A 25,074-nucleotide genomic window follows, 5' to 3' on the forward strand; every position below is an offset into this window, starting at 1 on the left:
ACGAGGGGTGATCCGCGGCTGGCGCCGGACGGGTCCGGCGTCCGGAGGAATGCCCGCTGCCGGGTCAGACCGGTTGCCCGATGCGCCGGAGGGCGGGACTCGCGCGCCCTCCGCTGCCCGGGGCCCCCTCCCCCGGATCCGTCCTGACGCCACTCGACTCGGTCCATGGATCGACGACCATCCCAGCCCTTTTCCTCAGCCGTGTCCTGACCGCCGCAACGTATCCGGCCGGGGAGGCGCCCCACACCCGACACGCACTTTTCGGGCATTAGCCGTATTTAAGTCCATTGTCGTGGCGGGGGAGGTTCACGCCTCCGTGACCTCGGCGTACGACTGCGACAGCTCGGGCACGCCGCTGGCGGCCCACTCGTGGCCACGGGCCACCACGTCGAACTCGCGCCCGGAGGCGAGCCGCACGACCGGCTGGCCGTCCGCCCGGAACCCCCAGGCGGCCCCCGGCACGGTGCGCACGATGACGGTGCCCAGGTACAGCCCGGCGTCGTTGCCCAGCCAGGGCAGGACCTCCTCGTCGTCCCGCCAGCGCGGCACGAGCTGGTCGAGCCGCTCCAGCGAGACCGGGGAGTCGTCCAGCCCGACGCCCTCCCCGGACGCCTGGGACCGCAGCAGTTCGCACTCGGCGAGCAGGCCGGCGATGCCCTCCGGGTCACGGGCCCTGGGATCCGCGCGCCTCTTGCCCAGGAAGGGGATGTTCATGTCTCCAGCGTGGCATTCGCACCGCCGTGCGCACCACAGGCGCGCGCGGGTACGACTTCCGGGTGGCGTCAGGGGCCCGTGCGGCGCGGCGCGTTGACGCGTGCCGGGTGTCTTCCTAGCTTCGCGTTCCGTCCGTCGAGGGGGAGGAGCCGCCGTGCGCCCAGGGATCCGCGGTCACGCGGTCGTGTTCGCGCTGCTTGCGGCCTTGTCGCCGGGCGCCCCGGCGCGCGCCGCCGCGCCGCTGCCGCTGGAGCGGTACTTCGACAACACGGCCGTCAGCGACGACGCCCGCCCCGGCGAGGCGGACTTCGACGGCTCGGGCGCCTCCCTGTCGGCCGGCGACCTGGCCGCCGCGGGCTGGACGCCGGGCCGCGCGCTCACCGTGCTGGGGGCGCGGCTGGAGTGGCCCGCGCGGGCGCCGGGCGAACCGGACAACGTGCGGGCGAACGGGCAGGAGGTGCGGGTCACCGGACGCGGCGACGCGCTCGCCTTCCTGGTGACGGGCACCGGCGGCGGCGAGGCGGGCGGCGCGGGCGAGGTGGCGTACGCGGACGGCGCCCGGTCGGCGTTCCGCCTCACCTCCCCCGACTGGCGCACCGGCCCGCTCGCCACCAAGGCGGTGGCGCTGCCGCACGTCAGCACACCGTCCGGCCGGATCGCCGAGCGGGCCAGGCTGTACGTGGTGACGGTGCCGCTGGCGACGGAGCGCGAGGTGGCCTCGGTGCGGCTGCCGTACGCGCGGGACCTGCACGTGTTCGCGCTGGCGGTGCGGGACGCCGGACGGGACTGGACGGGGACGTGGGCGGCCTCGACGTCCGGCCACCCGGCGGTGGGCCCCTGGGCGGACCGGACGCTGCGGCTGGTGGTCCACACCTCGGTGGGCGGGACGCGGGTGCGGGTGCGGTTCGACAACACCTTCGCGGCGGCGCCGGTGCGGATCGGCGCCACGACGGTGGCCGTGCGGGCCTCCGGCGCGGCGGCGCGGGGGACGCCGGCGCGGCTGTCGTTCGGCGGCGCCGCCGGCGTGGAGATCCCGGCGGGGGCGCAGGCGTACAGCGATCCGCTGGCCTTCGCGGTGCCCGCGGGCGCCGATCTGCTGGTGAGCTTCCACCTGCCGGGCCCGGTGACGGCGGCGCCCGTCCACCGGCTCGCGATGCGGCGGTCGTACCTGAGCGAACCGGGCGACCACGCGGCAAAGGGGCCGGGCGGGGCGTACACCTCGACGCTCACCTCCTGGCCGCTGCTGGCCGGGGTGGACGTCGGCGGCGGGCCGGGGTCGGTGGTGCTGCTCGGGGACTCGGTCACCGACGGCGACCGGTCGACCGTGGACGCGAACCGGCGGTGGCCCGACGTACTGGCCGGCCGACTGCGGGCGCAGGACGCGGTCCCCCGGTACGGGGTGCTCAACCACGGGATCGCCGGCAACCGCGTCGTCACCGACCGCTACCCCGGCGACGGGGTCTCCACCGACCAGGCCGGGGTGAGCGCCCTGCACCGCTTCGACCGCGACGTGGCCGCCCAGCCCTCGGCGCGCACGGCGGTGGTCTTCGAGGGCGTCAACGACCTGCTGGCGGGCACGGACGCCGGGACGCTGGCCGCGGGGCTGCGCGAGCTGGCGGACCGGGCGCGCGCCGCCGGCCTGCGGACGCTGGCGGCGACGATCACGCCGTGCGGCGGCCGGACGGGGTGCACGGCCGCCGTCGACGCCGAACGGACCGAGGTCAACGCCTGGATCCGCGGCTCCGGCGCCTTCGACGCCGTGCTCGACTTCGACGCCGTACTGCGCGACCCGGCCGCCCCGGCCCGGATGCTGCCCGCCTACGACAGCGGCGACCACCTGCACCCCGGGGACGCGGGCCTGAGGGCGCTGGCCGAGTCGGTGGACCTGCGGCTGCTGGTTCCCTAGGGGCGTGCCGGTCCCCGTGCCCGCGGCGTGACCGGGACGGCGGGTCCGCTAGACGTCGAGGTCGACCACGACGGGGGCGTGGTCGGAGGCGCCCTTGCCCTTGCGCTCCTCGCGGTCCACGTAGGAGTCGGTGACCGCCTTCGCGAACGGCTCGTTGCCGTACACCAGGTCGATGCGCATGCCGCGGTTCTTCGGGAAGGCGAGCTGGCGGTAGTCCCAGTACGTGTACGGGTGGTCGTACTTCAGCGGGCGCGGGACGACGTCCGAGAGGCCGGCGCCGCGCAGGGAGGCGAGGGCGGCGCGCTCGGCGGGGGTGACGTGGGTGGCGCCCTCGAAGGCGGCGCGGTCGTAGACGTCGTCGTCGGTCGGCGCCACGTTGTAGTCCCCCATGACCGCGAACGGGCGGTCGCCGGCCGCGTCGCCCTCGACGGCCGCGCGCAGGGCCTCGAACCACTGGAGCTTGTACGTGTAGTGCGGGTGGCCGACCTCGCGGCCGTTGGGCACGTACACCGACCAGACGCGGACCGGGCCGCAGGTCGCGCAGACGGCACGGGGCTCCCGCACGCCGTCGTAGCCGGGGTCGCCGGGCAGGCCCTTGACCACGTCGGCCAGGCCGACGCGGCTGAGCACCGCCACGCCGTTCCACCGGCCGGTGGCGTGGACGGCCGCCTCGTAGCCCGCCTCGCGCAGGGCCTCGGCCGGGAACCGGTCCTCGGCCACCTTGGCCTCCTGGAGGCAGAGCACATCGGTGCCGCTGCTCTCCAGCCAGGCCAGCAGCCTCGGCAGGCGGGCGGTGATCGAGTTGACGTTCCAGGTCGCGATGCGCATGCCCCACAACCTACCGGGCGGGTCCGGCCCTCACAGGTCGGTGGTCTCCCCCGCCGCCAGCCGCAGGTGCTCCGAGCCGCCCAGCGCCCCGATCTGGCGGTCGTAGACGGGGCGGGCGAGGTCGGTGAGCAGGGCGTCGTGGATGTCGTAGGCGCGCTGCGGCCGGACCTCGCGGACGTAGTCGATGACCTCGGAGATCTTGCTCCACGGGGCCATCACGGGGAGCATCAGCGTCTCGACCGGGTGGTCGGGGACGGTGAGGGCGTCCCCGGGGTGGAAGAGCCGGCCGTCCTCGACGAGGAAGCCGATGTTGGTGATGCGCGGGATGTCCGGGTGGATCACCGCGTGCAGCTCGCCGTGGACCTGGACGTCGAAACCGGCGGCGGTGAAGGTGTCGCCGTGGCCCACGGTGTGCACCCGCCCCGGGAACGCGGACGAGATCTTCTCCGCGACCGCCCGCAGGGTGTAGACGTGGGCGGCCGGGTTGGTCTCCATCGCGGCGCGCAGCCGCAGCTCGTCGAAGTGGTCGGGGTGCTCGTGCGTGATGAGCACGGCGTCCGCGCCGAGGGCCGCGTCCTCCTCGCTGAAGCCTCCGGGGTCGAGGACGAGCGTCTGCCCGTCCTTTTCCAGGCGGACACAGGAATGGGACTTCTTGGTCAGCTTCATGACTCCATCCTGCCGCCGGGGCCGGTCCGGGTCATTCCGGGGGGTATCACTTCGGGGTATCACTCCGGGGATCGCTCCGGGGCTCACTCCGAGGGGGGCACTCCAGAGGGGCACTCCGAGGGGCTCACTCCGAGGGGGCGCTCCAGAGGCACTCACTCCGAGGGGGTCGTCTCCTCCCGTACCACCTGCTGGGCGATCCGGAAGGCGCGGTCCGCCGCGGGGATGCCGCAGTAGACGGCCGCCTGGAGCAGTACTTCCCTGATCTCGGCCGGGGTCAGCCCGTTGCGCAGGGCCGCGCGCAGATGCGGGGCGATCTCCTCGGCGTGGCCGCCGGCGACCAGGGCGGTGAGGGTGACGCAGCTGCGGGTACGGCGGTCCAGGCCCGGACGGCTCCAGACCTCGCCCCAGGCGTACCGGGTGAGGAGTTCCTGGAAGTCCCCGGCGAAGTCGCCGGCCTCCGCCAGCACCCGGTCGACGTGCGCGTCGCCGAGCACCTCGCGGCGCACCTTCAGCCCCGCCTCGTAGCGGTCGGGGCGGTCCTGGGCGGCCTGCGGCTGCGCGACCGCCGGGGCGATCTCGGCGACCGGCACGGAGTGCGGCGCCGCCACCGGCACCGGCTTGCCGGGAACGCCGGGGAGCACGGTCTGACCGGTGGCGTCGGGGGCGGGCTGCCAGGCGGTGGTGAAGTGGCGCACGAGCAGATCGGTGACGGCGGCGGGCTGCTCCACCGGGACCAGGTGGGAGGCGCCGGGGACGACGGCGAGGCGGGCGTCGGGGATGCCGGCCACCAGGGTGCGTGCCTCGGCGGGGCCGGTGACCTGGTCGTCGGAGCCGACCAGGACGAGGGTGGGCACGCCGACGTGGCCCAGTTCGTGCCGTACGTCGAAGGCGGCGAGGGCCTCGCAGGCGGCGATGTAGCAGCCGGGGTCGGTGGTGCGGACCATCTGCACGGCCCACTCGGTGATCGCCGGCTGGGCGGCGGCGAACCCTCCGGTGAACCAACGGTCGGGCGAGGTACGGGCGATGGGGTCGAGCCCGTTGGTCCGCACGATCACCCCGCGCTGACGGAACTCGTCGGCGGTACCGAAGCGCGGCGAGGCGGCGATCAGCGCCAGCGAGGCGAGGCGCTCGGGGTGGCGCAGGGCCAGCTCGATGCCGACCGCGCCGCCGAACGCGCAGCCGGCGTAGCCGAAGCGCTGCACGCCGAGCCCGTCGAGCGTGGCCAGCAGCCGCGCGGTGACGTCGGCGACGGAAGCCCCCGGATGGGCCGGGGCGCCTCCGTGCCCCGGCAGGTCGTACCGGAAGACCCGCCATTGCTGCGCCAGCTCGGGCACCTGACGGTCCCACATGTGCCAGGTGGTGCCCAGTGAGGGACCGAGGATCAGGACCGGGGCCTCTTCTGGCCCGTCAAAGCGGTATTGCAGGGTGTTCGACGGTGTCTCACTCACGCCCCGCACCCTCTCACGTCTCACGGACGCCCCTATAACGCGGGGGTGCGGGAAACCTGTCTGACCAGGTTGAAGACCTCGCGGGCCGCGTATCGCTCGAGGCATCGGATGATCTCACGGCGGGTCTTGCCCTCCTGGGTGTGGCGTTCGTAGTACGCCTGGGTGCGCGGGTCATGGCGCAGCCGGGTGAAGACGATGCGGTGCAGGGCGGCGTTCGCCTGTCGGTCGCCGCCGCAGAAGCAGTGCGGGCTCTCCGACTAGCGGCGAGCTCCTCGGCGGCACCGCGTGGCAGGCTGGCGGCCGCCGTCTCCGGCAGTGTCGCCATGACGGTCCGCAGCCGCGCGCAGAGCTCTGGCAGGCATGCGGGAGAAGCCGGTGGTCTGCGAACCGGCACACCGCGTCATGCAGAAGGGGTGCGAAACTCGAATTCGGGACGGTCCCACGGCATGGCGGGCGGGCATGCGAGCGCGGTCCCGGTCCGCACTGCACCGACGCGGTGGTAGAAGTCCTCGGCGGGGGGATGCGACACGACCTTGACCCGGTCGAGCCCGGCGGCACGGGCCTCGGACTGCATGTGCGCAACGAGCAGTCGTCCAATACCCCGTCCTTGCGCTTCGTCGGCGACGAACAGCAGATCGAGCTCCGGTGGCGCGAGGACGAGCGAGTAGAACCCGAGGACCCGGCCTCCCTGCTCGTCAGTGCCGACGGCCACAAAGGCGCGGTGGGCCTCGATGTAATCAGGACCGACCCGGTAGCCCGCGACCGCGGCTGCGTACTTACCCGCGTAGGCGCCTGAGCCACGCACGAGCCGCGTGAGCCGTTTGGCATCCCGCGCGACTGCCCTCCGTATCGTGATCGGCCGGCTGATCGGGGAAGTGCGTGAACTCATCGGGAAAGTATGCCGCACCGAGGTCAGCCTCGGGATTTTCCTCGGCGTGGCCTCGCCGTCCCACCCGCTGTCACGGAGATATCACGCAGGCAATGGATGATGCCGTCCCACACTCCGGGTAACGTCAGGGTATGAGTCATCCGCACCCCGAACTGAAAGCCGCCCCTCCCCTTCCCGAAGGAGGGCTGCGCGTCATCGCCCTGGGCGGCCTGGGTGAGATCGGCCGCAACATGACCGTCTTCGAGTACGAGGGCAAGCTGCTCGTCGTCGACTGCGGCGTGCTGTTCCCCGAGGAGACCCAGCCCGGTGTGGACGTGATCCTGCCGGACTTCACCTCGATCCGGGACCGGCTGGACGACGTCGTCGCCGTGCTGCTGACCCATGGCCACGAGGATCACATCGGCGGTGTGCCGTACCTGCTGCGCGAGCGGTCCGACATTCCCGTCGTCGGCTCCAAGCTGACGCTGGCGTTCCTGGAGGCCAAGCTCAAGGAACACGGCATCCGGCCGCGCACGGTGCGCGTGCGGGAGGGCGACCGGCGCGGCTTCGGGCCCTTCGACTGCGAGTTCGTGGCGGTCAACCACTCCATCCCGGACAGCCTCGCGGTCGCGATCCGCACCGGCGCCGGGACGGTGCTGCACACCGGTGACTTCAAGATGGACCAGTTCCCCCTCGACGACCGCATCACCGATCTGCGCGCCTTCGCCCGCCTCGGCGAGGAGGGCGTGGACCTCTTCCTCACCGACTCCACCAACGCCGAGGTGCCCGGCTTCACCACCTCCGAACGCGAGCTGAACCCGGCGATCGAGCAGGTGATGCGCACCGCGCCGCGCCGCGTGATCGTCTCCAGCTTCGCCAGCCATGTGCACCGCATCCAGCAGGTGCTGGACGCCGCCCACCAGCACGGCCGCAAGGTCGCCTTCGTCGGCCGGTCGATGGTCCGCAACATGGGCATCGCTCGTGACCTGGGCTATCTGAAGGTCCCGTCCGGTCTGGTGGTGAGCACGAAGGAGCTGGAGAAGCTCCCGGACCACAAGGTCACCCTGGTGTGCACGGGCTCCCAGGGCGAACCGATGGCCGCACTGTCGCGGATGGCCAACCGCGACCACATGATCCGCATCGGCAAGGGCGACACCGTCCTGCTCGCCAGTTCCCTCATCCCCGGCAACGAGAACGCCATCTACCGGGTGATCAACGGACTCACCCGGTGGGGCGCCCACGTCGTGCACAAGGGCAACGCCAAGGTGCACGTCTCCGGACACGCCAGCGCCGGCGAACTCGTCTACTGCTACAACATCGTCAAACCCCGCAACGTCATGCCGGTGCACGGCGAATGGCGCCACCTGCGGGCCAACGGCGACCTCGCCATCCGTACCGGCGTCGATCCCGACCGGGTCGTCATCGCCGAGGACGGCGTCGTCGTCGACCTCGTCGACGGGCGCGCGTCCATCACCGGCAAGGTCCCCGCCGGCAACGTCTACGTGGACGGCATGGAGGTCGGCGGCGCCACCGAGGCGTCCCTCAAGGACCGCCTCACCCTCGCCGCCGAAGGCGTGGTCACGGTGGTGGCGATCGTCGACGCGGACACCGGCGCGCTCGCCGAGCCCCCCGACTTCCTGGCCCGTGGTTTCGTGCACGACGACACCACCTTCGAGCCCGTCATCCCTGTCATCGAGAAGGCCCTGGCCACCGCGGCCGAGGAAGGCGTCGGGGACGCGCGCCAGCTCGAACAGCTCGTCGCCCGCGCTGTGGCGAACTGGGCGTTCCGCACCTATCGCCGCAAGCCCCTCATCATCCCTGTGATCATCGACGCCTGAGACACGGCCGCCCGGCAGAACGGTCCCCGGTTTCGGTCGCGGTCTCGCCGGCATCGCGGCCGGTGCCGGGTCGGCAGGCCGGCCGCGACCGTCGCGAAGCCGGGCTGGTCCGTGGCCGGGATGTCGACGTAGACCGCTTCCGGGACACCGACCGGGTGCCGCGGAAGGTCGGTGTCCTGGCCTCGCCGTTGCCTGACTGTCTCGGCGAGCGGGCGAACCGGCTGGACGCCCGCCTTCCGCCTCGGACTGGAGGCTCCTCCGTCGCGGGTCAGGCACGGACCGGTGCCTCGGCCACCGCCCGGCCCGTTCGCGGTGCAGCACGCGGCAACGCGTGTAACCAGCGGTGCAAGCCCGGACGCTGTCGAGGTCAGTAGGTGGCCAGGGAGATGGCGATGTAGTGCGCGGTGAAGGCTGCCACGGTCAGGGCGTGGAAGACCTCGTGGTAACCGAACCAGCGGGGTGAGGGGTCAGGCCGCCGCAGGGCGTAGACAACCGCGCCCGCGCTGTAAAGGAGACCGCCTACGACGATCAGGACGACTACGGCTGCTCCGCCGGTGTGCAGGAAGTCGGGCAGGTAGCACACCGGCGCCCACCCCAGGGCCAGATAACACGGTGTGTACAGCCAGCGCGGAGCTCCCACCCACAGGACCCGGAACACGATGCCGGCCACTGCTCCAGTCCATACGATCCACAGCAGCAAGGACCGCTGGTCCGGCGGGAGGAGGAGCACGGCCAGGGGGGTGCAGGTGCCGGCGATGATCAGGAAGATGTTGGCGTGGTCGAGTCGTCGTAGCAGAGCCTCGCCCAGTGGTCCCCAGGTGCCGCGGTGGTAGATGGCGCTCGTCGCGAACAGCAGCCAGGCGGTGACCGAGTACACGGAGCAGGCCAGGACTGCTTGCGGAGTACGGGCCAGGCAGATGAGTACGACGCCCGCGATCAGTGCGGCAGGGACCATTCCGGCATGGAGCCAGCCACGCAATTTCGGCTTGATCGGTTCAGCCAGCTCGGCCGCCCGCTCCACCAGGGCGGAAACCGAGTGAGCCTTCTCCCCTGCATGTCCGCCTTGCGATCCGTCGCGCAGCCCGTCTTGACGGTGCTCTCCACGCGCTGAGGCGACGTGACCGTATTCGGCTTCAGCGGCATCACGGGGCACAGCTTCTCGTTCTCCCTCGGGCGACGGGGCGTCACTGACAACAATGCCTTTAATGCTAAAAGACCTCACTCCGGCAGCATTCGTGGAAGGTCGGTCCAGGACCCCAGAGCCATCGCCGGGCCCGGGCCGGCTCGCCACCGCGTGAACTCCAGTCCCGTCGACCTTCCGCCAATTGGGCCTGCCGAAGCCGAGTGGAACGGTCGGCCATGGGAAAGATCAAGGCTTCCGAACGGGCATCTCCGCTCGCCCACGCGCAAGGATCGCCGAGGCTTCCTGAGGTCCGCCCAATATCTGATCCCTCGGGAACAGATATTGATTCACTCGGAGTTCAACGTCTCAGCAGGGTTGCCGACCGGCACGCTGCGCGACGGCCGGGAAAAGCCGCTGCCGCCCAGGAGACGCAGCCGCGAGCCGCGGCCAGGGTGGCAAGCCGGCCCGACCATGAGCCGAGGCTTTCCGCGCCCACTGCCGACCACGGCTGGTCAGTCTCTCGGATTCCTCGGCAGCCTCGGCCGGCGAAGAGTCCCATCCCACAGTGTGATTTTCGCTGTCGTACTGAGGGTGCCTTGCTGTCGCGGCAGGGGGGAGGTGTACAGGAAGCCCTGCCTCTGTATGAAGACCAGCTATGACGACCTCGCGCGTGTCGCGGTCCTCGTTTGACGGCATACCTGACGGCGCCGTGATCGCCCTCCTGGAGCAGGAGAACGCGCGGTTGCGGCACGCCGTCGATTCCCACGCGGCGGTGGACCAGGCCATCGGTGTCCTCACCGCGAGCCACCAGCTCGCGCCGGCCGTCGGGTTCGAGGTGCTGCGTGAGGTGTCCCAGCACACCGATACCAAGCTGCAGGCGGTGGCCGAGACGGTGATCGCCTGGGCGCTGGGGCAGCCGCTGCCGGAACGGCGGACAGGAGCTGTGCGCGGCCGTGCAGCGGTGCTCACGCCGGTGGGATGCCCCAGGCGCGGAAGCCGGGTGGGACGCGGTGGCTGGGCACGGCGCGGGTCAGGCGGTCAGGGCCTGATCGACGGTGGGATGGCAGCCGATGACCTCGTCCAGGCCGACGATTCCGAGAAGCCGCAGCACCGGTTCCTGGGCGCCGGCGATACGCAGCCATCCCTGATCGTCACTCGCGGCCTGGTGGGCGGCGACGAAGACGTTGATGCCGCTGGAGTCCATGAAGGTCACGCCGCTGAGGTCCACCACGGTCCGCAGGGGCGCCGCGCCGTCGCAGGACATGAGGGCCTCGCTGAGCATGTCCTTGACGGCGTGGTCGATCTCACCCTGCACGGTGAGCACCCGGATGCCGTCGATGGCGGTGTGGTCGATCGACAGGTGGCCGGGCCGGGCTGCTCCGTGGGTCTCTGTCACCGTTTCCTCGACTGTTCTCGCTGATGGAACCTCAAGACCCCGGCGCGAACGCCGGTAACCTGCCTCGATGCTACGGCGAATACGCGTGCGGCCCGTTATGCGGTTCTCACGGGGGCGTGTGAGGCACAGTGCCGGGTACGCGCAGGACGTGTGAAGGGGGAACAGGGGTGGACCCGGCTGGATCAGCCCCCGAGGGGGAGGGCAGCGTGATGCCGGACGTCCCTCAGATACAGGACACCGTCGCGCTGGACGGTGCCGGGCACGTGATCGCTGAGGCACGCCACCGGGCAGTGGACTTCCTCACCCGTGTCCAGGCGGAGCACGGCCTGCCGGTGTCCGCTCGCGCGATGGACCTGACCCAGCTGGTGGTGAGCGAGCTGGTCACCAACGCCCGCAAGTACGCCCCTGGCCCCGTGCTGATGGAGCTGCGCATCATCGGCGCCGTCGTGGAAGTGGTCGTGTGGGACAGCGATCCCGTTCTGCCAGTGGCGCGGGCCTCCGATGCGGGCAGAGTCGGACAGCACGGACTGGAGATCGTCATGGCCGTCGCCCAGGGCTTCGAGGCCCAGCGGGAGCCGGTCGGCAAACGCGTCACTGCCCGCATCGCCCTACCTGACGACCCCGGCGGTGACATCGCCGGACGCCGCCCCCAGTAACAGCCCGCGCTCACGGTCGACCTCACCGCCTTCCCTGGCGATCTGCCGTGAAGCGGGGCGTTACAGGATCGAATTCAGTGGAGAGCGGCCGAGGTGGGCACGGTGCCGGCGTCCGGGGTGAGCGCCGCCGACTGGCACCGTCGCGAGCGACGCCGACTTCGCCCCGTATTCGCACACTGCCGGCGCCCAGTGCGTCGGGCGGGCCGGTCCCCAGCTGCCCTTGCCGCCCCGTGGCGGAACCGCCTCGGTGAAACCACCAGGCCACAGCCGTCAGGTGTTTCGGTGGCGGTGTGTCCGAGCTGGATCAGCAGCACTGCTACTGCGGTCCGCACGATCACTCTCATGCTGTCGTTGCTTGCTGCCCGGCCTGCCTGGTCACGGACGAGCGCGGTGAACCCGTCCGAGGCCGTCCAACTGACCAGAGCGCCGACGGACACCTCAGTCGCCCGCAGCCCCGCAGCCCCACTGTCCGCGTCACCCAGCACTCGAAAGCCGGCCTGGGCCAGGCAAGAGCTCACCCGGGACACGAGTTCAGACGGGGCGCACGACACGCCGGCCGCCTGCCCACGAGGAGGGCGATCATGCCACCGAACCGCACAGGCGCCTGTTCGGACGGCGGGCAGGACGCGGTGGCCCCCGGACGACGGCAACCGTCGGGTGAGCCACCGGGTGGCCCGGCCGTTACATGCTGACGGCTCCCGTCCTGCGAACAGGGAGGGGAGCCGTCCGGGTGTGTCGGGAGGCGTTGTGCCTTCAGCGGGTCATGCGTGGCGGTGCGAATGCCGGTTGCCGGTGACGAGGCGGTAGAGGGCGAGCAGGATGACGGAGCCGATGATCGCGGCGATCCAGGTGGAGAGGTGGAAGAACCCGTCGATGGAGTCGACGCCGAAGATGACCTTGCCGAGCCAGCCGCCGAGCAGACCGCCGGCGATGCCGATGAGCATGGTGATGATGATGCCGCCCGGGTCCTTGCCCGGCATCAGGGCCTTGGCGATGGCGCCGGCGAGCAGGCCGATGATGATCCACGCGATGATGCCCATGGTCTCTCTCCACTTCGTCATGTAAAGGTTGTGTCAGCCCATCGTCTGCACCGATCTCGCCCGGACAAACATCTTCTCCGACCCCGACGGTGCCAGGTCCTGACACATCTCCCGCCGTCGGCGCAGCGACGACGTCAGGCGGTGAACGGTGACCGGCGCGGGCTCGGCCATGGTCGGCGTGGTCACGCTGCTCGGCCTGCCACTGCTGCCGCGGATGATCCGCCCGAAGGGAGCTGCGCACGGGCTTGCCCTCACGCATCCCCGAAGTGGGCTCCTCCTGCCAGAAGAAGCCCACCCTGCACGCAGGCAGGCCCGGACGGTTCGGACGCCCACGACCCGGGCATCGGCCTGCGCTGGGAGGGTGATCCCGGCGCAGGCCATCCCGCGGTCGAGGACGACGATCCTGGAGCCTGCGACGCGCTCGTCCGCCGCGCGCCGGGATGACGCCTCGTCCCGGCCACGAAGTCGTCGTGCGTGGCGTCCTCGTCGGCCGCAGTCGTCGGATCAGCCTTGTCGCGCCTGTGACCTGCATGAAGGCGGCGGAGACGGGGCAGACGGTGATCCTGCGACGGGGAGGATGCCATGACGATGACGGAAGAGTCGGCCAAGCTGACGGAGGAGGAGAGCGCTCGCTGCGCACACCACGACGGCCACGGCCCGGGGTCGGGTACCGAGGAGCCGGAGTCCCCGCGCGAGCGGGTCAACCGCCGCTGGAACGAGGTCCTGCAGGAGACGCGGGTCACCCAGACCGGTGTACAGATCCTCTTCGGCTTCCTGCTGAGCGTGGCCTTCACCCCGCTGTTCCGGGAACTGGGGACGGTGGACCGCGTCATCTACGTCCTCACCGTGGTCCTGGGCGCCTCGGCCACGGGAGCGCTCATAGCACCCGTCTCCATCCACCGCTTCCTGTCCGGCCAGCGCATGAAGGACGAGGTCGTGGAGGCCGCCTGCCGCCTGATGATGTGCGGCATGGTCCTGCTCGCGCTGACCATCGGCTGCACACTGCTGCTCATCCTGCGTTTCGTGGTCCCCGGTGTCCTCGCCGAAGCGCTCGTCGGCGGGGTCATGCTGTGGTTCGGCCTCTGCTGGTACGTGCTGCCGCTGCGCCTGCGCCGCCGCGCCGCCCGGCGCTCCCCCACCGACGACGCGTAGGCGCCCGGGACGCGAGGCGGGCAGGGTGTCGTGACCGGATGCCGGAGCAACGGGCAACACGGTCCGCCCCAGGTGCGCGGCCTGAAGACCGGCGGGTCGCGCTGATCCTCATGGTGCATGACGATCCCGGCATCGGCGGGCCGGTCCTGTCTGGAAGAAACGGACTTGGCTTTCCCTCAGGGGCTTGGCGACTGAGTCCTGGTTCCCTCGGCAAGGGTCCGTCGGCCCTCACCGGTGCGCCGGGTGGGTGTGGTTGCCGGGACTGTCGCGGGGTCGGGCCTGCCGCCGTCACCAGGGGAGGGCGCCGGCACGGTCGGTCACCGTGCCGGTGGGCGTGTCGGGCCCCAGGGTGGCGATACGCACCGCCGCCTCCGCGCCCTCCTCGACGCTCTGCCCGATGTGGCCGGTGAACTCGGTCGCGGTCTGGCCGGGGTCCACCGCGTTGAAGCGGACGTCGGGGATCGTCCTGGCGTACTGCGTGGTCAGCATGGTGACCGCGCTCTTCGACGAGCCGTAGGCGGCGAGCGGATACTGCGACTCGACCCGCTCCGGGTCGTGGGTCAGCGTGAACGACCCCAGACCGCTGGTGACGTTGACGACGGACGGGGCAGTCGCCTTGCGCAGCAGGGGCAGGAACGCGTGCGTGACGCGCACCAGGCCGAAGACGTTGGTCTCGTAGACGTGGCGGACCTGGTCGGCCGTCATGTCCTCCGGCGTGGTCACTTCGCCGAGGATCCCGGCGTTGTTGACGAGAATGTCCAGGTGGCCCGCCCGAGCGCGCAGCGTCTGGACCGCCGCGCCGACCGACGCGTCGTCGGTCACGTCCAGCTGGACGAAGCCGGCGCCGAGCCGGTCGGCGGCCTTGCGTCCGCTCCTGGCGTCCCGGGCGCCGATCCAGACCGTCTGGCCCGCCTGGACGAGTCGGCGCGCGATCTCGTGGCCGAGGCCCCTGTTGCCGCCGGTGATCAATGTGGTGGTCACGTCGTGTCTCTCCTGTACGTGTCGTCAAAGCGGGTGCTCCCGGAAAGCGGTCACCGGGAGCACCCGAGGGATTGGTTCCGCGGCGGTGTGCTCCGTCGGCGTCGACCCCGACGCCGGCGGGCGCCCTGCTCTAGTGGGCGGGGCGGAACGGACGCAGCAGGCGGATGCCGTCCTCGATGGATCCGTCGATCAGTTCGAGCATCTGCGGGACGAGTTCCCGCATCCGGGGCGCGGCGAGGTGGGCGTCGAGGTGGGCGCGGGTCTCCCAGCGTTCGTAGATGACGAACTCGCCGGGTCGGCCCTCGACTTCGTGGGACTCGTAGTCGATGTTGCCGGGGTCGTTGCGCGAGGGGGTGACGGCGGCGGTGATGAACGCCTTGAGGTCGTCCTCCCTGCCCGCCTTCGCCTTCGCGTCCCAGATGACGGTCACGTAGCCGGTGGGTGTTGCGGTCATGGTGATTCCTTCTCTGTTCCTGTCGTGTTCCGTGCTGACGGGCTGTGTGCCGGTACCGGGCCGGGTCAGCTCTTGATGAAGTCGAGGAGGTCCGCGTTGACGGTGTCGGCGTTGACGGTGCACATGCCGTGCGACAGGCCCGGGTAGACCTTCAGGGTCACGTGCTCGGCCAACGTGACCGCCGACCGGGCGGAGTTGGCGATCGGGACGATCTGGTCGTCGTCGCCGTGCAGGAGGAGCGTGGGCACGTCGATCGTTCGGAGGTCGTCGGTGAAGTCCGTCTCCGAGAACGCTTTGATCCCCTCGTGGTGCGCCTGCGCGCTGCCGGCCATCCCCTGGCGCCACCAGTTCTGGATGACGCCCTGGGAGACGTCCGCGCCCGGACGGTTGAACCCGTAGAACGGCCCGGAGGCGATGTCGAGGTAGAACTGGGAGCGGTCGGTGGCCACGCCCTCGCGGAAACCGTCGAAGACCTCCACCGGCAGCCCTGCGGGGTTGGACGTCGTCTGGACCATGAGCGGCGGGACCGCCGCGATGAGGACGGCCTTGGCGACCCGGCCGGCACCGTGCCTGGCGACGTACCGGGCGACCTCTCCGCCACCGGCGCAGTGGCCGACGTGGACGACGTCGCGCAGGCCGAGGTGCGCCACCACGGCGGCGGCGTCCGCCGCGTAGCGGTCCATGTCGTGCCCGTGGCCGACCTGGGCGGAGCGCCCGTGCCCGCGGCGGTCGTGGGCGACGACGCGGTAGCCCCGCCGGACGAGGAACAGCAACTGGGCGTCCCAGTCGTCCGAGCTCAGCGGCCAGCCGTGGTGGAACATGACCGGCCGGCCCGCGCCCCAGTCCTTGTAGAAGATCTCGACTCCGTCGCCGGTGGTGACGAACGGCATGGTCCGCTCCTCGTGGTCTCGCCCGGGTACCGGGCGGATTCGATGTCTCCACGAGAATGGCTCGGCCACCGTGCCGACAGCCTCCGTCAGCTGACTGACATCCGGCCGACGGCTCGCTCATGTCAGTACCGGGGCAGTGCTGAGACCTGACCGGCAGCTCTCACGGCCGGGTGGCCGGAGGCTCGGGAGGCAGCGCCTCCAGAGCGTCGCGGAGCCCGGCCCGCGACGTGATCCCCAGCTTCGGGAACACACGGTAGAGATGCGACGACACGGTCCGCGGCGAAAGGAACAGACGCGACGCGATCTGCGGGTTCGACAGCCCCGTCGCCGCCAGCCGGGCGACCTCCAGCTCCTGCGGGGTGAGGGCATCGCCGGCCTTGCCCCGGCCGGTCCGCGTCATCCCGGTGGCGCGCAGCTCCGCCGCGGCCCGGGCCTGCCACGAACGGGCCCCGAGCTCCTCGAAGCGGCCGCGGGCGGCGGCCAGCTGCACCCGGGCCTCGCGGTTGAGCCCCTGCCGGCGCAGCCTCTCGCCGTACGCCAGATGAGCACGGCCGGCCTCGAAGGGCCACTGCTCGACGCCCGGCAGCCCGAGCGCCTCCTCGAAGCACCGGACCATGTCCTCGGCAGCCGATGTCATCGCCGTGACCGTGGCCGCGCTCAGCGCGAACCGCGACGAGAGGTGACCGACACCGGCGTCGCGCAGCGCGTCCGCGTGCCGTCGCGCCTCCGCGTGCCGCCCGGAGCGCACGGCGGCCTCGACGAGGTCCGGCGCGGACCACACGGCCTCGGGGTTGAACGCCGGCAGCACCCCCGGGGCGCAGATCGCCGTGGCGTGCCGGAACGCCGTCTCGAAGTCGGCGGCGCCGAGGGCCGCCCGGGCCGCCGCCTGGTGGGCGCAGTTCTCCAGCCGCCGCAGGCCCCTGGGACCCGACCACCCCCAGATGTCCTCGCAGTGCTCCCGGCACGCGTCGAGGGCGCCGCGCTGGGCCGCGGCCATCGCGGCGACGTAATGCCCCACCTGGGCGAACAGGTGGTACCCCGTCTCCTCGGACAGTGCGATGAGCTCGTCCGCGGCGCCGGCCGACGCCTGCCACCGGCCGGCGTACAGGTCGTCCAGGGCGACGAACATCAGGGCCGGCATGCTCGATCCCATCGCGCCGCCGTCGCGTATGACCCGGGACACGGCCTCGCGACAGCCCGGAAGCCGGTCGAGGTACGAGGCGGTCAGGGCGGTGCGGATGACCACGTCGGCGTCACTCTGGTCCCTCAGCCGCGCGATCTCCTCGTCCAGGCGGCGCAGCATGCCGTCGGTGACGGAGCCGAGGTCGTGGTGGACGCGCCCCAGCGACGCCGCGGCGGCGGGCGCCGCCTCGGGGAACCGGGCGAGCACGTCGACCAGAGGCTGCCAGTGCTCGGGCCGGCCCGAGTACTGGCTGACGAGGGTGAGGGTGAACAGCGCGGTCTCCAGCTCCTCATGCGGCGGTCCGGGCATCACCGGGGCCTGCTCGACCGCCTCCATCAGGAGTGCGTGGGCCGTATCGGCGTCGCCTTCCGTGACGAGCACCAGGAAGCCGGCCGTCGCGGCCGCCGAGAGCGACCGGGCGGCCGGATTGCCCTCGACCTCACGCATGATCTCGTGGCTGACCTCCAGACGGCCGGTGACCCAGGCGGCGGCATAGGCGGCCTGCGACAGGCGGCGCCTGCGGTCCGCCCGGTCGGTGCTCAGCTCGGCCGCGCGCCGCAATCTCGCGATCGCGCCGTCGGCGTCACCGCGCCGCAGGCTGCTCCGGGCCGCCGACTCCACCACGGCGGCGACCGCCTCGTCGGGCGCCGTCGTGGCTCTCGCGAGGTGATCACCGCGCCGCTCGGGCTGGTCGGCCAGCGCGTCGGCCAGTCGGCGGTGGGCGCCGCGCCGCTGTTCACCGGTGGAACCGTCGACCACCGCGGACCTGACCAGCGGATGCCTGAAGCGCACCGCGCGGCCGTTCTCCGTGACCATGACCAGGTGGTCACGCTCCGCGGGAGCGAGTTCCTCGAGGCTGCCCGGCCCGCCGGCCGCTTCGAGGACGCCGATGTCGCCGGAGCCCTCGAGAGCCGCGAGCAGCAGTACCTCACGCGTTCCCCGCGGCAGTCGTCCGACGCGGGCGCCGTACAGAGCGCGGACATCGCGCCCCGGGCCGCTCGCCCGCCCCGCCCCTTGGCCGGACCGGTCGCCGGACACCCCGGTGGACCCGGCGAACTCGAGCAGCGCCAGGGGATTTCCCTGCGCCTCGTGGGCCACGGTCGAAAGAACCCGGCGGGGAAGGTGCGCAAAGCGCCGGGACAGCAGCCGCAGGGCGTCCGCGTCACCCAGCGGCGCGACCTCGAGCTCCGGCAGACCGGGGGCCCGGAAGGATTCGCCGGACTCCGCCCGCTGCGCTCCGAGCAGCCCGATGCGGCGGCCCCCCAGTCTTCTGGCGACGAAACCCACCGCGGCCCGGCTCGCCCGGTCGACGACATGGAGGTCGTCGACCACGAGGAGCAACGGCCGCTCCTTCGCGGCCTCGTCGAACAGGGACAGTGCCGCGTTCAGGACGGCGATCCGGCTCGGCGCGGGACCGGCGCCGAGACCGAGGGCGACCTCGAGGGCCTCCCGCATGGAACGCGGCAGACGACCGAGCTCGTCCGGCAGCGAGCCGACGAGCTGATGGAGTCCCGCGAAGCTGATGTCCGTCTCGTACTCGACACCGCTCCCGCGGACGACCCGCACCCCCTTCGCCACCGCCAGCTCGGCGGTCGCGTCCAGGAGTGCCGTCTTCCCCACGCCCGGATCACCGGTGAGCAGCAGGACAGCTCCGTCCGTCCCGGCCGTGTCCAGGAACGCCGCGAGCTCGGCGAGCTCGCCCTCCCGGCCGACCAGCCCGGTCGGGCCGACGCCCGTGCCTGTCCCTGACTTCGCCCACATCCGCCGCGTCCCTCGTCCTGCCTCGCGAAGCAGTCGAAACACTAGCCACGCACCTGACCAGGAAGTATTGCACCCACCGGCAAACGGGGCCTGAAGCCATCCGCTTCGCCGGCACCCGCGGCTCCCAAACGCCGATCATGCAGAACACCCGTCGGGCGCTGCGGCCCCACCGCGACGACAGCGCCAAGGGCGCGCGGATCGTCGTGCCGGTCTTCCTCCCGCCCGGCAAGGACCGGCCGACACGGTCGCCTCCGCCGGCTACCGCCCCCTCGTCGCCGTCCTCCGAAGGCCCGCGCGGTCATGGCGGGACTCGTGCAGCTCGCCTCCCGCGCCCGCACCAGCGGACAGCGCACGATCCACGTCCGACGTGACGAAGGCGACGGATCATCGGCGCCGGCACCGGCGGCGAGGAGGACGGCGAAGACCAGGAACACACCGACACCGACACCGACATCGACATCGGCACCGACGCCGACGCCGCTGCCGCTGCCGAGTCCGCCCTGCTGCACTTCTCCACCCCGCGCGACCCGGCGGCCACCGCGGCCTCGCTGCGCACCCGGGTCCACCGACTAGGTCCCGGATCTGGCCGCAGGGCTGACAAGCCCTGCGGCGCCGGCGAGCTGGAACCGCGGCGCAAGGAGCTGCTCGACGCACGCGAGGCCGGGATGGTCCGGGAACCGGGCGAAGATGCCTGGGAGGGACCGGACACCACGTGCAGCCACGGACCCGGTCCCTGACTTCACGGCTTCGGCCCAAAGGCCCGAAGAAGCATCAGAGGTCCCCAGTGGATCAGGGTTGCGACGCCCTGTGATCGCCGGCGAGACCTGTGCGCGTCCTTCGTCTCAGGTTGCTTGCCCGGCCAGCCTGCGCAGGGCCCGCGCGGCAGGTGATCCGGGGTCGGCCGTCATCAGGACGACCTCCTGGTCGTCCTCGGGCACGAGCAGGACGTCGCAGTTCAACCGCAGCGCGCCGGCCTCCGGATGGTCCAGGGTCTTGGTGCGGTGCCCGGGAGCGTGGACCGGATGTGTTCGCCAGATCTGCCGGAACTCCTCACTGCCGTCGTGCAGTTCGGCCAGCAGGGCGGCCAGCTGCGGGTCGTGCGGGTAGCGGTCGGCGGCCCGGCGCAGCCGCGCCACCCGGGAAACGGCGCCGCCGCCTACCGGTCGTCCAAGGCCGCCCTCAACGCCCTCACCGTCTTGTACGCCCAGACGCTGGCCCACGACGGCTTCAAGGTCAACGCGCTCGCTCCTGGCCTGCGGGCCACTGATCTCACTCCCGGGGCCGCCGCTGCCGGCGGCGACCCGGCCGAGGCCGCCCGAGGTGCCCTCCGCCTGGCCCTGCTGCCGGACGACGGCCCCACCGGTGGCTTCTTCTCCTGGGACGGAACCCCCGTGCCCTGGTGACGAGTCATGGGAGGCGTCGGGGACGGGGGCCCCGCGGCGGGTGACCCGTGCCCGGCGAACCAGGCTGCGGAGGACCTGCTGCCTGGGTCCGAGCCGGCCGTAGGGGTACCGGAGAAAGTCGCCCCGGGCCTCGCCGTGCGGGCTGGTGCCCGGTTCGTCGAACAGCCGTGGGCACCGACTCGGCGGTGCCCACGGCGCGTACGGCCGCGTGGGTCACCGCGTCCGCGCCCCGCCGTGAGGACGTTGTCCGGGGCCGGCGGGTTCGCGGTGCCGAGCGGGTGCGTCCGGCGTCGTCGGCGTGAACAACGTGTCGCCGTCGTCGAGCAGGTGTACCGGGCGCACGGCACGGGCGCCGTCGTACGCCGTGCCGGCCGGGTTCCCGCGGCGGCGGGGGTTTCCTCACAGAACCGGCACCGCGACGCCTTCCTCGCTCCTGCCGCGCTCCGGGCTCGCCCCGAGCGCCGTCAGCGTCACCCCGGCTGCCACCGCCAGCGCCGCCACCAGTCCCGCCGCGAGCACCGCCCAGTGGCCCAGGAACGTACAGACGACCACCAGCAGCGCCGTGGCCGGCAGCACCGACTGCTGGGCGATCCCCACCTTGTAGAAGCGCGAGTGCAGCGCCCACACCGTGAGCAGGAACAGCGCTGTCGGCAGCGTCACCGCCGCCGACGCCGACAGCGCCGAAAGGTGTGTCTCGCCCACCGCCTGCTCTACCGCCACCTCCAGGCCGGCCCCGATCGCGGCACCCGAGACGAAGATCAGGTAATGGCCGTAGCCCCAGAGGAAGGACTGCCGGCTGGAGCGGAGGTGCCCGTGGATGGGGACCGCGAAGTACACCCACCAGGCGGTGAAGATGATCAGCAGTCCGCCGGCGGCGATGGGCAGCAACTCACCCAGGGCCTCGTGCTCGTCGATCCCCGACTTCACGGCGACGGTGGCCGCCGCGATGGTCTCGCCGAGCACGATGAGCGTGAGCAGCCCGTACCGTTCGGCGATGTGGTGGGGGTGCCAGGGCGTGGGGTGGGCCCGCTCCGCATACAGCGGTACGGCCATCTCCAGTGGCGCCATCACCAGGAAGACCCACGGGCGGCCGGCCTCCGGCAGGGCCAGTAGCCCCAGCCAGCCGATCTGGCACAGCCCGATGGCGTACCGCAGCGCCATCGTCCGCTCGGGGCCCTGGCTCGACCGCGCCACGCGCAGCCACTGCGCCGTCATGGCGAACCGCATGATCACATAGCCCAGGACGACGACCAGGTACGCGTGTTCCTCGAACGCCTGGGAGACGCCTGCCGTCAGGACGAGCACGCCGGCTGTCTGGATCAGCGTGACGATCCGGTACAGCACGTCGTCGTTGTCGTAGGCCGAGGCGAACCACGTGAAGTTCATCCACGCCCACCAGATGGCGAAGAAGATCATCAAGTAGTTGAGGATCCCCTCGCCCGTGTGTCCCTCGACCACGGCGTGCACCAGCTGGGCGCCTGCCTGGGCTATGGCCACGATGAAGCACAGGTCGAAGAAGAGCTCCAGTGAGGAGACGCCGCGGCGGGTCTCGTCGCGGCCTCGCGCCGTGAGCCTGCGCAGTGGTCCGTGGTGTGCGGGCGCCGCGGAGCACACCGGCGGCGGAGCCGGGCTGCTTGTCATCTGGTGAGCCAAGCTCCGAAATGCCGCTGCAGTCGGGGATTGATCTGCCAGACCATCGCCGCTGCCGCCGCCGGGACGAGTACAGCGAGTCGCACCGGCAGGTACAGATCCTCCAGAACAGGGTTGGTGGCCAGGCCCAGCAGGACGATGGTGGGGTAGATACCGCACACGGTGAGGAGCCACAGCTTCCAACGCCGGACGGCGGCCGGAACGGTGGGGCCGAGCCGGGGTTCGGCGTTCGCGGACGCGTTCCGGCTCTGCTCCCGGAGCGTGTGCCGGATGTCCGTCACCGCCGGTGGGCTCGGCGGTCCAGGATCGTCGGCACCGTGGGCATGGGAAACAGTTCTCTCGTTCATGGACCACTCCACATCGACATGCTGCGTATCGTTTTGATTCCATCGGTTCCTGCGCGACCGAGGCGATGTCGGCGCTGCGTGACGGGCTGCCCGCGCGCGACAGCGGCAGCGGTTGCCGGGTGGGCAGCACAGGGCTCGGACGGTTCACCGCCGGCCGCTGCTGGTGTCCGTCCGCCGACATGCTTCGGATGGTGCCGTTCCGGGTGAAGCCCGCACCCGCGTCGTCGACCGGCGCGTCGAGGCGATCGTGCCGTGCCGCCACTTCGGCCGCGAGTCGCTGGATCCCGGCCGGAGCGGAGGTCAGCGATGTACTGCTCGGTTCCGAAACGCTGCGCGATCGGCACCGGTCGCTGCGGGACACGACCGTGCAGAAGCAACTGGTGCGCGGCTTCCGCAAGCTCCTCAGCCGGAGCGAGACCAGGACCGTTCGCCGCTTTGGTGATCAGGATCGAGGCCATGGTGCGCCCTTCCTGTGCAGGAGGGCTGCCCGGCGCCCAGGCGGGCGCCGGGCCAGGTGATGATCTGATCAGTGGGCGGACTGGGTGTGGTCCTGCTCCACGTACACCTTGAGGGCCTGGAACTCCTCGATCGCTCGCGGGCCGCACAGGTAGCCGTAACCGCTTCCCTTGACGCCGCCCTCCTCGAAGTCCTCGCTGATGGCTCCCCAGGTGTTGATCCATACCGTGCCGGTGCGGATGCGCCGGGCGATCCGGCGGGCCTTCATCGAGTCCGAGCTGAACACCGAGGCGGCCAGGCCGTAGATGGTGGCGTTCGCCTTGGTCACGGCGTCGTCCTCGTCATCGAAGATCTCGAACGTCTGGACCGGGCCGAAGACCTCCTCCTGCACGATCCGGACGTCGGTGCGGTCCACCTCGATCAGGCTCGGCCGGTAGAACGCGCCGGCGGCCAGCGGGCCGTCGGTGACCACACCGCCGCGCAGAAGTACCGTGCCGTACGAGGCGGCTTCCTCGACGATCGCGTCCACCCGCTGGGCGGACGCCCGGTCGATCACCGGGCCGAGCTGGGCCTTCTCGTCGTCGCCCGAGCCGAGCCGTACCTGCGCGAGCGCGTCGGTGAGCCGAGTGCGCACCTGGTCGGCGATGTCCCGGTGAACCAGCACACGGGAGCCGGTGCAGCAGAACTGCCCGTTCATCAGCACCAGCGACTGCACCACGGTGGGGATCACCATGTCCAGGTCGGCGTCGGGAAGGATCACCATGGGCGCCTTGCCGCCCAGTTCCAGACCGAGCCGCTTGAGCGTGGTGGAGGCCGCGGCCGCGATACGGCGCCCGACCGGCGTACTGCCGGTGTAGTTGATCACGTCGACCTTGTCCGAGGAGACCAGGAACGGGGCCCCGGTGTTGCCGGACTCGGTGAACACGCTGACCACGCCCGCCGGGATCTCCGGGACCGAGGCCAGGACCTGCGCGAAAAGCTCATTGGTCAGTGCCGTCTGAGCCGGAAGTTTGACCACGACGGTGCAGCCGGCGGCCAGCGCCGGGCCCAGTGCCCGCACGGTCAGCATGACGGGAGAGTTCCAGGGAGAAATGATCCCGGCGACACCGAGCGGCTCGGGCACCGAGTGGGTGTACTGGCCGGGTGCCGTCTCGGCGGCGCGCCCGGCGGTCTGGGTGCGCGCAGAGGCCGCCGCGTACCGCAGCCATCCGACCGCACCGCTGACCTCCCACGTGGTCTCACCCAGCAGCTTGCCGTTCTCCCGGGACAACATGGCCGCGACCTCGGGTATCCGGGCCTCGAGGGCGTCGGCCAGCCGGCTGAGCGCGGTCGCCCGGAGCGAGGGAGTGCGCGCCCATGCGGTGGTCTCGAACGCGGCGGCGGCCGCGTCCACGGCGGCCGAGGCCTCTGCCTCGCCACCGTCGTAGAACGAGCCGACGACGGTGCCGTCGGCCGGGTTGATCGATTCCAGGACCGAGCCGGAGCCGGTCCACTGTCCGTTGATCCAGTGCTGCGCGATGGTGTTCATGGTCCGCTCCTCGCGGTCTCGCCCGGGTACCGGGCGGTTTCGATGTCTCCACGAGAATGGCTCGGCCGCCGTGCCGACAGCCTCCGTCAGCTGACTGACATCCGGCCGACGGCTCGCTTACGTCGGCAGGGAGCGTCTGGTCAATGGCCCTGTCTCACATTCGGTGGTGACGGAGCGTGGCGCTGTCCGAGGAGGATGCGGTGGCGAAGAGGCGTGGAGCCTGCTCGTCCGTGCGTCCGGCGCACGATCCGCTTGGTCTTGGTGTTGACGCCTTCGGTGGGGCCGTTGCGGTACGGAAGCGTGAGCGCGGCGTTCACGGCGTCGCGGTCACGCTCCAGGCCCCGGGTGACGGCGTGCGGATGGGGCAGATCGGCTGAGCGGACCTGGACGATCCAGCGCGAGAGCCCGTCGGCACTTCCTGCGCAAGGCGTCAGGAGTTCGGCGAAGCCCCCGACAGCGGCGGCCGGTCGGGTCATGCCGGGGCAGGCTGCGGTGAGCCGGGCCGGCAGGTCGCGATGCTCGGCCTTGGGGTTGTCGGGCCTGGTGAGAAGCGTCCGGGCGAGCCGGCGCGGGGAGATGTGGCCGGCGTCGACCACCACGGTGGCATGGCGGTGCCGCCGGCGCCCCGCAAAGTCCGTGCCCGCACCACGATCCGCTCGCCCTCGTCGGCCACATCCGCTATGACCAGGGGGGAAAGACCCGAGAACGCCGTCTGCGCAAGCTCGTCGGCATTCTTCACGCGAGTGTCAACGACCTCATGACTCTCCGTCACCACCGAATGTGAGA

The 25,074-nt window shown here is 71.6% G+C and carries 19 protein-coding genes and 6 pseudogenes; 7 read left to right on the forward strand and 18 right to left on the reverse strand.

What is annotated here, in order from left to right:
* Positions 1–306: 306 nt before the first annotated feature.
* Positions 307–714, reverse strand: coding sequence for a DUF6278 family protein (locus ACY1JF_RS16045; protein WP_462705799.1), 408 nt, complete (start codon positions 712–714; stop codon positions 307–309).
* 154 nt (positions 715–868) lie between these two features.
* Here ACY1JF_RS16045 and ACY1JF_RS16050 point away from each other — a divergent pair, with 154 nt between their 5' ends.
* The gene (locus tag ACY1JF_RS16050; RefSeq protein WP_462705800.1) at positions 869–2,620 is read left to right on the forward strand and encodes an SGNH/GDSL hydrolase family protein; all 1,752 of its coding nucleotides are present in this window, start codon (positions 869–871) and stop codon (positions 2,618–2,620) included.
* Positions 2,621–2,668: 48 nt separating this feature from the next.
* Here the strand turns inward: ACY1JF_RS16050 and ACY1JF_RS16055 are convergent, their stop codons facing one another.
* From ACY1JF_RS16055 to ACY1JF_RS16075, 5 genes and pseudogenes are all read right to left on the reverse strand, one after another.
* Positions 2,669–3,448 (reverse strand): exodeoxyribonuclease III, encoded by a 780-nt coding sequence (locus tag ACY1JF_RS16055; protein WP_462705801.1) that lies wholly within the window; start codon positions 3,446–3,448, stop codon positions 2,669–2,671.
* A 30-nt stretch (positions 3,449–3,478) separates the two neighbouring features.
* Positions 3,479–4,114 carry an MBL fold metallo-hydrolase gene (locus ACY1JF_RS16060; protein ID WP_462705802.1) on the reverse strand — a complete coding sequence of 212 codons (636 nt, stop codon included), beginning with the start codon at positions 4,112–4,114 and terminating at the stop codon, positions 3,479–3,481.
* A 152-nt stretch (positions 4,115–4,266) separates the two neighbouring features.
* On the reverse strand, positions 4,267–5,562 hold the full coding sequence (gene pcaDC / locus ACY1JF_RS16065; protein ID WP_462705803.1) for a bifunctional 3-oxoadipate enol-lactonase/4-carboxymuconolactone decarboxylase PcaDC: 1,296 nt from the start codon (positions 5,560–5,562) through the stop codon (positions 4,267–4,269).
* A gap of 32 nt (positions 5,563–5,594) precedes the next feature.
* Positions 5,595–5,795, reverse strand: a pseudogene (locus ACY1JF_RS16070) (IS110 family transposase); the annotation flags it as partial.
* Between the two features lie 167 nt (positions 5,796–5,962).
* Positions 5,963–6,451, reverse strand: coding sequence for a GNAT family N-acetyltransferase (locus ACY1JF_RS16075; RefSeq protein WP_462705804.1), 489 nt, complete (start codon positions 6,449–6,451; stop codon positions 5,963–5,965).
* Between the two features lie 131 nt (positions 6,452–6,582).
* Here ACY1JF_RS16075 and ACY1JF_RS16080 point away from each other — a divergent pair, with 131 nt between their 5' ends.
* Positions 6,583–8,268 (forward strand): ribonuclease J, encoded by a 1,686-nt coding sequence (locus ACY1JF_RS16080; protein ID WP_462705805.1) that lies wholly within the window; start codon positions 6,583–6,585, stop codon positions 8,266–8,268.
* Between the two features lie 367 nt (positions 8,269–8,635).
* Here ACY1JF_RS16080 and trhA read toward each other — a convergent pair whose 3' ends face one another.
* Positions 8,636–9,349 (reverse strand): PAQR family membrane homeostasis protein TrhA, encoded by a 714-nt coding sequence (gene trhA, locus ACY1JF_RS16085; protein ID WP_462705884.1) that lies wholly within the window; start codon positions 9,347–9,349, stop codon positions 8,636–8,638.
* A 697-nt stretch (positions 9,350–10,046) separates the two neighbouring features.
* Between trhA and ACY1JF_RS16090 the strand changes: the two are divergent.
* A pseudogene (locus ACY1JF_RS16090) lies at positions 10,047–10,277 on the forward strand (ANTAR domain-containing protein); the annotation flags it as partial.
* Between the two features lie 144 nt (positions 10,278–10,421).
* Here the strand turns inward: ACY1JF_RS16090 and ACY1JF_RS16095 are convergent.
* On the reverse strand, positions 10,422–10,787 hold the full coding sequence (locus ACY1JF_RS16095; RefSeq protein ID WP_462705806.1) for an STAS domain-containing protein: 366 nt from the start codon (positions 10,785–10,787) through the stop codon (positions 10,422–10,424).
* A 209-nt stretch (positions 10,788–10,996) separates the two neighbouring features.
* Between ACY1JF_RS16095 and ACY1JF_RS16100 the strand changes: the two genes are divergently transcribed.
* Positions 10,997–11,443 carry an ATP-binding protein gene (locus ACY1JF_RS16100; protein WP_462705807.1) on the forward strand — a complete coding sequence of 149 codons (447 nt, stop codon included), beginning with the start codon at positions 10,997–10,999 and terminating at the stop codon, positions 11,441–11,443.
* A 761-nt stretch (positions 11,444–12,204) separates the two neighbouring features.
* Here ACY1JF_RS16100 and ACY1JF_RS16105 read toward each other — a convergent pair.
* Positions 12,205–12,483 carry a GlsB/YeaQ/YmgE family stress response membrane protein gene (locus ACY1JF_RS16105; protein WP_123545136.1) on the reverse strand — a complete coding sequence of 93 codons (279 nt, stop codon included), beginning with the start codon at positions 12,481–12,483 and terminating at the stop codon, positions 12,205–12,207.
* A gap of 582 nt (positions 12,484–13,065) precedes the next feature.
* On the opposite strand from ACY1JF_RS16105, the gene ACY1JF_RS16110 reads away from it, so the two are divergent.
* The gene (locus ACY1JF_RS16110) at positions 13,066–13,635 is read left to right on the forward strand and encodes a DUF6328 family protein (protein ID WP_462705808.1); all 570 of its coding nucleotides are present in this window, start codon (positions 13,066–13,068) and stop codon (positions 13,633–13,635) included.
* A 288-nt stretch (positions 13,636–13,923) separates the two neighbouring features.
* On the opposite strand, the gene ACY1JF_RS16115 is transcribed toward ACY1JF_RS16110, so the two are convergent.
* From ACY1JF_RS16115 to ACY1JF_RS16130, 4 genes are all read right to left on the reverse strand, one after another.
* On the reverse strand, positions 13,924–14,616 hold the full coding sequence (locus ACY1JF_RS16115) for an SDR family NAD(P)-dependent oxidoreductase (RefSeq protein WP_462705809.1): 693 nt from the start codon (positions 14,614–14,616) through the stop codon (positions 13,924–13,926).
* 130 nt (positions 14,617–14,746) lie between these two features.
* Positions 14,747–15,070: a putative quinol monooxygenase gene (locus tag ACY1JF_RS16120; protein WP_462705810.1), complete on the reverse strand. Its 324-nt coding sequence runs from the start codon at positions 15,068–15,070 to the stop codon at positions 14,747–14,749.
* A gap of 65 nt (positions 15,071–15,135) precedes the next feature.
* Positions 15,136–15,960, reverse strand: coding sequence for an alpha/beta fold hydrolase (locus ACY1JF_RS16125; protein WP_462705811.1), 825 nt, complete (start codon positions 15,958–15,960; stop codon positions 15,136–15,138).
* Between the two features lie 160 nt (positions 15,961–16,120).
* A complete protein-coding gene (locus tag ACY1JF_RS16130) occupies positions 16,121–18,904 on the reverse strand; it encodes an ATP-binding protein (protein WP_462705812.1) in 2,784 nt (927 codons plus the stop codon).
* A gap of 80 nt (positions 18,905–18,984) precedes the next feature.
* Between ACY1JF_RS16130 and ACY1JF_RS16135 the strand changes: the two are divergent.
* Positions 18,985–19,602, forward strand: a pseudogene (locus ACY1JF_RS16135) (DEAD/DEAH box helicase); the annotation flags it as partial.
* Positions 19,603–19,746: 144 nt separating this feature from the next.
* On the opposite strand, the pseudogene ACY1JF_RS16140 reads toward ACY1JF_RS16135, so the two are convergent.
* Positions 19,747–20,040 (reverse strand): annotated as a pseudogene (locus ACY1JF_RS16140) (MmyB family transcriptional regulator); the annotation flags it as partial.
* Between ACY1JF_RS16140 and ACY1JF_RS16145 the strand changes: the two are divergent.
* Positions 20,041–20,307: pseudogene (locus ACY1JF_RS16145) on the forward strand (SDR family NAD(P)-dependent oxidoreductase); the annotation flags it as partial.
* Positions 20,308–20,706: 399 nt separating this feature from the next.
* Here the strand turns inward: ACY1JF_RS16145 and ACY1JF_RS16150 are convergent.
* The 4 genes and pseudogenes from ACY1JF_RS16150 to ACY1JF_RS16165 form a co-directional block, all read right to left on the reverse strand.
* The gene (locus ACY1JF_RS16150; RefSeq protein WP_462705813.1) at positions 20,707–21,948 is read right to left on the reverse strand and encodes a low temperature requirement protein A; all 1,242 of its coding nucleotides are present in this window, start codon (positions 21,946–21,948) and stop codon (positions 20,707–20,709) included.
* Entirely contained in the window at positions 21,945–22,304 is a 360-nt protein-coding gene (locus ACY1JF_RS16155; RefSeq protein WP_462705814.1) for a hypothetical protein, read from the reverse strand. The genes ACY1JF_RS16150 and ACY1JF_RS16155 overlap by 4 nt, the downstream gene beginning before the upstream one ends.
* 526 nt (positions 22,305–22,830) lie before the next feature.
* Positions 22,831–24,288, reverse strand: coding sequence for an aldehyde dehydrogenase family protein (locus tag ACY1JF_RS16160; RefSeq protein ID WP_462705815.1), 1,458 nt, complete (start codon positions 24,286–24,288; stop codon positions 22,831–22,833).
* A 140-nt stretch (positions 24,289–24,428) separates the two neighbouring features.
* A pseudogene (locus ACY1JF_RS16165) lies at positions 24,429–24,878 on the reverse strand (transposase); the annotation flags it as partial.
* Positions 24,879–25,074 lie beyond the last annotated feature (196 nt).

The sequence above is a fragment of the Streptomyces sp. SYSU D01066-1 genome (assembly GCF_054956795.1).

Bases quoted from the DNA above. Each gene is read 5' to 3' on its own strand.
- ACY1JF_RS16045 (WP_462705799.1), bottom strand. From the start codon at position 714: ATGAACATCCCCTTCCTGGGCAAGAGGCGCGCGGATCCCAGGGCCCGT.
- ACY1JF_RS16055 (WP_462705801.1), bottom strand. From the start codon at position 3,448: ATGCGCATCGCGACCTGGAACGTCAACTCGATCACCGCCCGCCTGCCG.
- ACY1JF_RS16060 (WP_462705802.1), bottom strand. From the start codon at position 4,114: ATGAAGCTGACCAAGAAGTCCCATTCCTGTGTCCGCCTGGAAAAGGAC.
- ACY1JF_RS16075 (WP_462705804.1), bottom strand. From the start codon at position 6,451: ATGAGTTCACGCACTTCCCCGATCAGCCGGCCGATCACGATACGGAGG.
- ACY1JF_RS16080 (WP_462705805.1), top strand. From the start codon at position 6,583: ATGAGTCATCCGCACCCCGAACTGAAAGCCGCCCCTCCCCTTCCCGAA.
- ACY1JF_RS16100 (WP_462705807.1), top strand. From the start codon at position 10,997: ATGCCGGACGTCCCTCAGATACAGGACACCGTCGCGCTGGACGGTGCC.
- ACY1JF_RS16105 (WP_123545136.1), bottom strand. From the start codon at position 12,483: ATGGGCATCATCGCGTGGATCATCATCGGCCTGCTCGCCGGCGCCATC.
- ACY1JF_RS16110 (WP_462705808.1), top strand. From the start codon at position 13,066: ATGACGATGACGGAAGAGTCGGCCAAGCTGACGGAGGAGGAGAGCGCT.
- ACY1JF_RS16120 (WP_462705810.1), bottom strand. From the start codon at position 15,070: ATGACCGCAACACCCACCGGCTACGTGACCGTCATCTGGGACGCGAAG.
- ACY1JF_RS16125 (WP_462705811.1), bottom strand. From the start codon at position 15,960: ATGCCGTTCGTCACCACCGGCGACGGAGTCGAGATCTTCTACAAGGAC.
- ACY1JF_RS16130 (WP_462705812.1), bottom strand. From the start codon at position 18,904: ATGTGGGCGAAGTCAGGGACAGGCACGGGCGTCGGCCCGACCGGGCTG.
- ACY1JF_RS16150 (WP_462705813.1), bottom strand. From the start codon at position 21,948: ATGACAAGCAGCCCGGCTCCGCCGCCGGTGTGCTCCGCGGCGCCCGCA.
- ACY1JF_RS16155 (WP_462705814.1), bottom strand. From the start codon at position 22,304: ATGAACGAGAGAACTGTTTCCCATGCCCACGGTGCCGACGATCCTGGA.
- ACY1JF_RS16160 (WP_462705815.1), bottom strand. From the start codon at position 24,288: ATGAACACCATCGCGCAGCACTGGATCAACGGACAGTGGACCGGCTCC.